Source organism: Alterinioella sp., assembly GCF_058343375.1.
The window spans coordinates 1-8,936 of sequence record NZ_JBTUJH010000076.1 but is presented as its reverse complement, the minus strand read 5'-3'; the positions used below and the strand labels follow the sequence as shown (position 1 = coordinate 8,936).

At 58.9% G+C, this 8,936-nt stretch carries 7 protein-coding genes; 4 read left to right on the top strand and 3 right to left on the bottom strand.

Annotated features, from left to right (window positions below; all coding sequences use genetic code 11):
* Positions 1–2,076, bottom strand: a 2,076-nt coding sequence (locus ACW8PS_RS11220; RefSeq protein WP_491527498.1) for an NADP-dependent malic enzyme, incomplete at its 3' end; no start/stop codon positions are given.
* A 135-nt stretch (positions 2,077–2,211) separates the two neighbouring features.
* On the opposite strand from ACW8PS_RS11220, the gene mutS reads away from it, so the two are divergent.
* Positions 2,212–4,851: a DNA mismatch repair protein MutS gene (gene mutS, locus ACW8PS_RS11215; RefSeq protein ID WP_491527497.1), complete on the top strand. Its 2,640-nt coding sequence runs from the start codon at positions 2,212–2,214 to the stop codon at positions 4,849–4,851.
* Here the strand turns inward: mutS and ACW8PS_RS11210 are convergent.
* Together ACW8PS_RS11210 and hrcA are read right to left on the bottom strand one after the other, a co-directional pair.
* The gene (locus tag ACW8PS_RS11210; RefSeq protein WP_491527496.1) at positions 4,848–5,444 is read right to left on the bottom strand and encodes a nucleotide exchange factor GrpE; all 597 of its coding nucleotides are present in this window, start codon (positions 5,442–5,444) and stop codon (positions 4,848–4,850) included. The two genes, mutS and ACW8PS_RS11210, sit on opposite strands and share 4 nt — an antisense overlap.
* A 2-nt stretch (positions 5,445–5,446) precedes the next feature.
* A complete protein-coding gene (gene hrcA / locus ACW8PS_RS11205; RefSeq protein WP_491527495.1) occupies positions 5,447–6,520 on the bottom strand; it encodes a heat-inducible transcriptional repressor HrcA in 1,074 nt (357 codons plus the stop codon).
* Between the two features lie 121 nt (positions 6,521–6,641).
* Here hrcA and rph point away from each other — a divergent pair, with 121 nt between their 5' ends.
* From rph to hemW, 3 genes are all read left to right on the top strand, one after another.
* Complete coding sequence (rph, locus tag ACW8PS_RS11200) at positions 6,642–7,355, top strand: ribonuclease PH (protein ID WP_491527494.1); 714 nt, start codon at positions 6,642–6,644, stop codon at positions 7,353–7,355.
* Entirely contained in the window at positions 7,355–7,963 is a 609-nt protein-coding gene (rdgB, locus tag ACW8PS_RS11195; RefSeq protein ID WP_491527493.1) for an RdgB/HAM1 family non-canonical purine NTP pyrophosphatase, read from the top strand. Before rph ends, rdgB begins: the two co-directional genes overlap by 1 nt.
* On the top strand, positions 7,959–8,936 hold a 978-nt coding region (gene hemW, locus ACW8PS_RS11190; RefSeq protein WP_491527499.1), incomplete at its 3' end, for a radical SAM family heme chaperone HemW. The genes rdgB and hemW, both read left to right, overlap by 5 nt.

Here is an 8,936-nt window from a genome sequence, read left to right as displayed (position 1 = left end):
AACATTGGCCGGACCTGTCAGGCGGGTAAATGGATATTGTTCCATCACCTTCATATTCAGCGCCACATCGACCGTCATTTCACCATCATATTCAAAATCGACACCAATCCGGTCCAGCACGGCGGGGGCCTGGTGCATCTTCTCGGCCCGTTCCGACACCGGGTATCCGTAAGTTGAGAAGCTGACGAACGCGACGCGCGGTTCGATCCCCAAACCGCGCGCTACCGCCGCGCCACGCCGGGCAATCAAGGCGAGATCTTCGGCTTCGGGCCACTCATGAACCAGCGTATCGCAGATCAACACGATACGGCCCTTGTGAAACAGCGCCGTCACCCCGACAGCCCCATCTTCTGCAGCGGCATCAAACACATGGCCAATCAGACCCAGAACATGCGCGGATTTCCGGGTCGCTCCGGTGACCAGACCATCGCCATGGCCATGCGCCAGCATCAGGGAGGCAAATACATGCCTGTCGCGCGCCGCCAGACGGTGAATATCCTGCCCGTCAAACCCTTTGCGTTGCAGCCGCTGATAAAGGAAGGATTTGTAGCTGTCCAAATGGTCGGTATTGGCGGCATTGACGATCTCCAGCTCACTCAGAGCATCCCCCAGCCCGACGCTTTCCAGCTTGGCCTTCACATCCGTCTCGCGTCCCACCACGATGGATTTGCCCATCCCGTTGCGCTGGTATGCGACAGCGGCCCGCAGCACCCTAATTTCATCTCCTTCGGCAAATATCATCCGCGCCTGCGCGGCCCGCGCCCGCGCGTTGATGCCGCGCAATATCGAAGCCGTTGGATCCATTCGCGCCTTGAGGGTCTGGGAATAGGCCTCAAGATCCAGGATCGGCCGCCGCGCCACGCCGGTATCCATACCCGCCCGTGCAACAGCGGTTGGAATCGTATGGATCAGGCGCGGGTCAAACGGGGTTGGAATGATGTAATCCCGGCCAAAGCTCAGCTTGCGGCCATAGGCCATGGCAACCTCATCGGGCACATCATCGCGGGCAAGTGCGGCCAAGGCTTCGGCGCAGGCGATTTTCATCTCGTCATTGATGGCACGGGCGTGAATATCCAGCGCGCCTCGAAAAAGGTAAGGAAAGCCCAGAACATTGTTCACCTGGTTGGGGTAATCCGAGCGCCCGGTGGCCACGATAGCGTCAACCCGCACCTCATGGGCTTCTTCCGGGGTAATCTCCGGATCCGGGTTTGCCATGGCGAAGATCACCGGGTTATCGGCCATCGACTTGACCATATCCTGCGTCACCGCGCCTTTCGCCGACACCCCCAGAAACACATCCGCGCCGCGCATCGCATCGGCAAGGTTGCGCAGGTCGGTATCGATGGCATGAGCCGATTTCCATTGGTTCATGCCTTCGGTGCGGCCCTGATAGATCACCCCCTTGGTGTCGCACATGATGCAATTTTCGTGTCGCGCACCCATCGTCTTCAACAGTTCGAGGCAGGCGATCCCTGCGGCACCGGCCCCATTGACGACGATCTTCACATCCTCGATCTTTTTTCCCGAAATATGCAGCGCGTTGATCAAGCCGGCGGCGCAGATGACGGCGGTGCCATGCTGATCATCATGAAAGACGGGGATATCCATCACTTCTTTCAGGCGCTGTTCGATGATGAAACATTCGGGGGCCTTGATGTCTTCCAGATTGATGCCGCCAAAAGTCGGGCCCATCAGGCGCACGGCATTGATGAATTCATCGGGGTCTTCGGTGTCCAGCTCGATATCGATCGAATTGACATCCGCGAAGCGCTTGAACAGAACCGCCTTGCCCTCCATCACCGGTTTTGACGCCAGCGCCCCCAGATTGCCCAGGCCCAGAACCGCCGTGCCATTCGAGATCACCGCCACCATGTTGCCCTTGGACGTATAGTCATAGGCCGTTTCGGGGTTTTCGGCGATGGCTTCACACGGCGCGGCAACACCGGGCGAATAGGCCAGGCTGAGATCGCGCTGCGTGGTCATCGGCACCGAAGCCTGGATGTCGATCTTGCCCGGTCGCGGTTCCAGATGGAATGACAGGGCCTCTTCGCGGGTGATCTTGGTCGTGTTTGCCATGGGTCCGGTGCTTTCTTTGGGCTTCAGCCCCGATGTCATACCGAGCCGCGCCTGTTACCTCAACCAAAGGCTTTTGCGACCTTTTACACGCGCCCGGCAATGGGTAGGGTTTGCGACAGGACCGTGGGGGAATTGATGAGCGCGCAAGTGACGCCGATGATGGCGCAGTTTCTGGAAATCAAGGCGCAGCACCGCGATGCGCTGTTGTTCTACCGGATGGGCGATTTCTACGAGATGTTTTTTGACGATGCCGTGGCCGCGGCTGAAGCACTGGATATCGCGCTGACGAAACGGGGCAAGCATCAGGGCCAAGACATCCCGATGTGTGGTGTGCCGGCGCATTCGGCCGACAAGTATTTCCTGACCCTGATTCGCAAGGGATTCCGCGTTGCGGTCTGCGAACAGATGGAAAACCCCGCCGAGGCCAGGAAACGCGGTTCCAAATCGGTGGTGCGGCGCGAAGTCGTTCGCCTTGTCACCCCCGGCACTTTGACCGAGGACAGTTTGCTGGAGGCGCGCAGCCACAATTTCCTGGCTGCTTATGCCGATGTCAGAGGAAAAGGCGCTTTGGCCTGGGCCGATATTTCCACCGGGGCGTTTCATGTGATGGCCTGCCCATTGGTGCGGTTGGCCCCCGAGCTTGCCCGCCTTGACGCCCGGGAAGTTCTGGTTGCCGACGGGCTGGATGCCGATGCCATGCAAGTGATCAAACAAAGCGGTGCCGCGGTGACACCGCTATCGCCCGCCAGTTTTGACAGCCGATCGGCAGAGACCCGGATTCAGGCTCTGTTCCAAGTGAAATCACTGGATGCATTCGGAAAATTCACCCGCTCGGACCTGTCTGCCATGGGGGCGGTGATCGATTATCTGGAGATTACCCAGAAAGGAAACCTGCCGCTTTTGCGCCCGCCTGTTGCGCAGGCCGCGCAAAGGATGATGCAAATTGACGCCGCCACCCGCCGCAACCTGGAACTGACCACGGCCTTGTCGGGCGGGCGGGCCGGATCACTGCTGGCCACGATTGACCGCACCGTTACCTCTGCCGGGGGTCGGCTGCTGGAGCGGCGGCTTTCCAGCCCATCCACGCAGGTTGATGTAATTGCGCCACGACACCAGGCGATTGCCTGTTTCATCGACCATGACAATCTGGCCGAAGATCTGCGCATTTCCTTGCGCCGGGTTCCCGACATGGACCGGGCCCTGTCACGCCTGTCGCTGGACCGGGCCGGACCCCGCGACCTGGCCGCCATTCGAAACGGGCTGACCGAGGCCCGCCTGATCCACTCCACGATGGGTAGGGCCGATCTTCCGCCGCTGCTGCGGGATGCGGCAGACGCGCTAATCGGGCATGATGAATTGATCGACCTTCTGGAACGGGCCCTGATCGCCGAGCCGCCGCTATTGGTGCGGGATGGAGAATTCATCGCCAGTGGATATCATGCGGATCTGGATGAAACCCGGAAGTTGCGTGATGAAGGGCGCGGTGTAATTGCACGGATGCAGGCCGACTATGCCAAGGTAACCGGTGTTCAATCGCTGAAGATCAAACACAACAATGTTCTGGGATATTTTATCGAAACAACGGCAACACACGCACAGAAAATGCTGTCGCCGCCGCTGTCGGAACAGTTCATCCACCGCCAGACCACCGCCAATCAGGTCCGGTTTACCACCGTGGACCTGTCCGAACTGGAAACCCGGATTCTGAATGCCGGTAACCGTGCGTCAGAGATTGAAAAGACCCTCTTTCAGTCTCTGACACAGGCAGTATTGAACCAGCACGAGGCCATCAGCGCTGCCGCCGCCGCACTGGCGGAGGTTGATGTTTCGACCTCGCTGGCCACTCTGGCCAGGCAAGAGAACTGGGTGCGCCCGGTGATTGATGACAGTCGCGATTTTGTGATCGCAGACGGGCGGCATCCGGTCGTTGAACGCAGCCTGCAGAAAACAGGCGAACCCTTCATCACCAATGATTGCACCCTTTCGGCCAAGCCCGACCATGCCGCACTGATTCTGCTGACCGGCCCCAACATGGCGGGAAAGTCGACTTTCCTTCGCCAAAATGCGCTGATTGCGATCCTTGCCCAGATGGGCTGCTATGTGCCTGCGACCGAGGCAAGGATCGGGCTGGTGTCACAGGTCTTCAGCCGCGTCGGCGCATCCGATGATCTGGCGCAGGGGCGGTCGACCTTCATGGTTGAGATGGTGGAAACCGCGGCGATCCTCAATCAGGCCGATGACCGCGCTTTGGTGATATTGGATGAGATTGGCCGTGGCACGGCAACCTATGATGGCCTGTCAATCGCCTGGGCAACGCTGGAACATCTGCATGATGTCAACAAATGCCGCGCATTATTTGCCACCCATTATCATGAGATGACGTCACTGGCAGACCGGATGGAGGGGGTCGAAAACGCCACCGTCGCGGTGCGCGAATGGGAAGGTGACGTCATTTTCCTGCACGAGGTCCGCCCCGGCGGCGCAGATCGGTCCTATGGTGTGCAGGTCGCAAAGCTGGCCGGATTGCCGCCAGCCGTGGTTTCACGCGCGCAATCGGTGCTTGAGGCCCTGGAAAAAGGCGAGCGGGAGGGCGGTAACAGAAAAATGGCGCTGATCGACGACTTGCCGCTGTTCTCAGTGAACCCGCAGCCTGTCGTGCAACCTGCCAGGCAATCGAAACTGACCGATAGGCTGAAAGACATACATCCCGACACGCTGTCGCCCCGGGATGCATTGGATCTGATCTATGAACTGATCGAGTTGAGCGAAGATTAGGTGTCAGGGTTCGACGACACACCCACCTGCGCGGGACGCAGCAGCCGATCATGCAGCAAAAACCCTGCAGCCATGACCTGAATGATCTCGCCTTTCTTCGTGCCGGGTATCGGGGCCTCGAACATTGCTTCATGTTCCTGCGGGTTGAACGTATCGCCCACCTCGGGAACGATAGGCGTCATGCCGTGTTTGGTAAACACATTCAGCAGCTCGCGCAGCGTCAGTTCAACGCCCTCGATCACGCCCGCCTCTACTTCGTTTTCTTCTTTGTTGGCAGCTTCTAGCGCGCGGTAGAGATTGTCGTAAACCGGCAGCAGATCGCGTGACATTCGCGCACTTCCGTATTGTTCAGCCTCGCGCCGGTCACGATCGGCGCGTTTGCGGACATTCTCGGATTCCGCCAGTGTCCGCAGCAACCGGTCCTTCAGCTCATCACGTTCGGCCTGCAACAGCTCCAGTTCGGTCAGGCCCGGCTCGGCCAAGTCTGGCTCGGCGGTGATATCGATCGGGTCTTCATCCGCAAGCGCCGCCTCGATCTCCGCTTCGATGGACTCGGGATCGTCCAGAAACATGTCGTCCTTGGGTTCAGCCATTCTCAAACCTCATATCCCTGATCGGCGATCAGCTTGCCGACCAGTTGCGCCGTGTAATCAACAATCGGAACGATCCGGCCATAATTCAGCCGCGTAGGCCCGATGACGCCAACCGCTCCGATGATCTTTCGATCAGCGTTCATATATGGGGAAACCACCAGAGAGGAACCCGAAAGTGAGAAAAGTTTGTTCTCGGAGCCGATAAAAATGCGCACACCTTCGCCGTGATCGGTCAGTTCCAGAAACTCCGCGATATCGCGCTTGCGTTCGAGATCGTCAAACAGGCTGCGTATGCGGTCAAGTTCCTCGGATTCCGGCCCCGAATCGAGCAATTGCGAGCGCCCGCGCACAATCAGCCGCTCGGTGCGGTCACCTTCATTTTCCCACATGGCGCTGCCGCTTTCGATCAGGTCGCGCGCCAGGGCGTCAATCTCCTGACGCCGCTCGTTTACCTCGGTCTCCATCACAAGACGCAGCTCGGAAACCGTCTTTCCCTCGGCCAGAGCATTGAGGAAATTCGCCGCTTCGCGCATCGAACTGGGGGTTTGGCCCGGCGGCGGTGTAAAGACACGGTTCTCGACATGGCCATCGGCAAATACCAGCACGACAAGCGCCCGATCAGGCGCAAGCGACACAAATTCGACATGCCGAATCGGGGCTTCGTGTTTTGGCGTCAGGACAAGACTGGCCCCTTGCGTGACCTTGGACAGGGCAGACCCGAGCCGGTCCAGTTTATGCGCCACATCCGCGTCATTGCCGCCAAGCGTGGCATCCAAACGTTCACGATCGACGCTGGTCAGATCGCCGACCTCCAGCAACCCGTCAACAAACATCCGCAACCCCAATTGCGTCGGCACGCGCCCGGCCGAGACATGCGGGCTGTCAAGCAGGCCAAGATATTCCAGATCCTGCATCACGTTGCGGATCGTCGCGGCGGAGACCTGCTCCGACAGGCTGCGAGTCAGGGTGCGGGACCCCATCGGAGCGCCGGTATCCAGATAGCCTTGAACCACCCGGCGAAACACCTCGCGGGAGCGGTCATTCATTTCGGCCAGTATCTTTGCGGTTTCTGACATCGTGATGGGCCTTTTCAGGTCCGAAACATTTAGCGGTCTGTGCGCGGCAAGGTCAATCGGGGTTGCGCCAGGCAGGGCCAAAGGATTATCCCCAAGCCAGACCATATGCCAGGAGACAGATATGCGCCCGTCCGGCCGAAACCTAGACCAAATGCGCCCAATTTCGATTGAAACCGATGTAACGCGCTATGCTGAAGGCTCCTGCCTGATCAAATGCGGCAACACGCATGTGTTGTGCACCGCATCACTGGAGGAACGCGTGCCGCCCTTTCTGCGCAATACCGGGCTTGGTTGGGTCACGGCCGAATACGGCATGTTGCCGCGGGCCACACATACGCGCATGAGGCGTGAATCCGCAGCCGGCAAACAATCTGGAAGAACTCAAGAAATTCAAAGACTTATCGGCAGATCACTGCGGGCCGGGATCGACCGGGTGGCCTTGGGTGAACGCCAGATCACAGTCGATTGCGATGTCATTCAGGCCGATGGCGGCACAAGATGCGCGGCCATCACCGGTGGATGGGTCGCCTTGCGGATCGCCGTGAACAAATTGATCAAGGCCGGTGATGTCATCTCGGACCCGATTGTTGATCATGTCGCCGCTGTCTCATGTGGGGTGTTTGCGGGGCAACCGGTGCTGGATCTTGACTATGATGAAGATAGCGAGGCCGGAACGGACGGAAATTTTGTCATGACCGGCGGTGGCCAGATGATCGAGCTGCAAGCCAGCGCCGAAGGGGCCACCTTCAGCAAGGACCAGTTCACACAGCTTATGGCGCTGGCCGACAAGGGTGTGGCTGAATTGGTCGCTGCCCAATTGGCGGCCACCTCCTGATGCGTCGGTTCACCGGCGATACCCTGCTGATTGCCACGCATAATCAGGGCAAGCTGGATGAGATTGCGCAATTGCTGCGACCTTTGGGTATTTCCGTTACCTTTGCCAAGGCACACGGCCTGCCAGAGCCTGAGGAAACCGGCACAACCTTTGTCGAGAATGCCCGTATCAAAGCGCATGCTGCCGCTGCCGCCACCGGTCTGCCCGCGCTTGCCGATGATTCCGGGATCGAAATTGACGCGCTTGGCGGTGCCCCGGGGGTCTATACCGCCGATTGGGCCGAGACAGGCGACGGGCGGGATTTCGATTTGGCGATGACCACCACGCATCGAAAACTGATCGTTTCCGGGGCCCCCGCCCCCCATTCCGCGCGGTTTTGCTGCACGCTGGTCCTTGCCTGGCCAGATGGCCATGACGAGGTCTTTCCCGGTGTGATGGCGGGGCAGATTGTCTGGCCTATGCGCGGGGATCAGGGTCATGGCTATGATCCGATTTTTCAACCAGAAGGCTATGTTAGAACCTTCGGTGAGATGGATCGGTGGGAAAAGAACAAGATCAGCCACCGCGCTGATGCGTTCCGCAAGCTTGTTGCCGCCCTTGGCCATTGAGACCCGGCATGAAGGCGGCTTTGGCCTTTACCTGCACTGGCCATTCTGCCAATCGAAATGCCCCTATTGTGATTTCAACTCGCATGTTTCGGCATCAATTGATCAGGATCGGTGGAAGCGCGCCTATCTGTCTGAAATCAGGCGCTGCGCCGCAGATACCAAGGGCCGGTGTCTGGATACGGTGTTCTTTGGCGGCGGAACGCCATCCCTGATGGACCCGGACCTTGTTCATGCGATTCTTGACGAAATCAGACAGGGTTGGCGGCTATCGAACAGCTTTGAAGTCACGCTTGAGGCCAATCCAGGTTCGGTCGAGGCCAGCCGCTTTGCCGGATATCGCGATGCCGGTGTCAATCGTGTCTCTTTGGGTGTTCAGGCCCTGAATGATGATGATCTGCGCCGTCTTGGTCGATTGCATACAGCCTCTGATGCAATCGCTGCGTTCGAAACCGCCCGGGCAGTCTTTGATCGCGTTAGTTTTGACCTGATCTATGCCCGCCAGAATCAAACGCCGCAGAATTGGCTGGCTGAGCTGAAACAGGCTCTGAACATGGCGGTAGACCACCTTTCGCTTTACCAGTTGACGATCGAGGACGGCACAGCATTCGGGGATCGGTTCGCACGCGGGGGATTAAAGGGCCTACCGAGCGATGACAGAGCCGCGGAAATGTATCTGGCCACGCAGGAGGCCTGTGACACTGCCGGTTTGCCTGCCTATGAGATTTCCAACCACGCCCGTGATATGTGCGAAAGCCGTCATAACCTGATCTACTGGCGCGGTGGTGACTATATCGGAATCGGCCCCGGTGCGCATGGGCGACTGACGAACGCCGCGGGCCGGTTTGCCACTGAAACCCTGTCTTCGCCGTCTTTGTGGCTTGTTCAGGTCGAAAAAACCGGATCGGGCAATCTGTCCAGTGAACTAATTTCCGGCCCGGATCAGGCGGTCGAATACCTTATGATGAGCCTGCGA

Excerpts from the sequence above, each read along its gene's own strand:
- mutS (WP_491527497.1), top strand. The coding sequence starts at position 2,212 with ATGAGCGCGCAAGTGACGCCGATGATGGCGCAGTTTCTGGAAATCAAG.
- ACW8PS_RS11210 (WP_491527496.1), bottom strand. The coding sequence starts at position 5,444 with ATGGCTGAACCCAAGGACGACATGTTTCTGGACGATCCCGAGTCCATC.
- hrcA (WP_491527495.1), bottom strand. The coding sequence starts at position 6,520 with ATGTCAGAAACCGCAAAGATACTGGCCGAAATGAATGACCGCTCCCGC.
- rph (WP_491527494.1), top strand. The coding sequence starts at position 6,642 with ATGCGCCCGTCCGGCCGAAACCTAGACCAAATGCGCCCAATTTCGATT.
- rdgB (WP_491527493.1), top strand. The coding sequence starts at position 7,355 with ATGCGTCGGTTCACCGGCGATACCCTGCTGATTGCCACGCATAATCAG.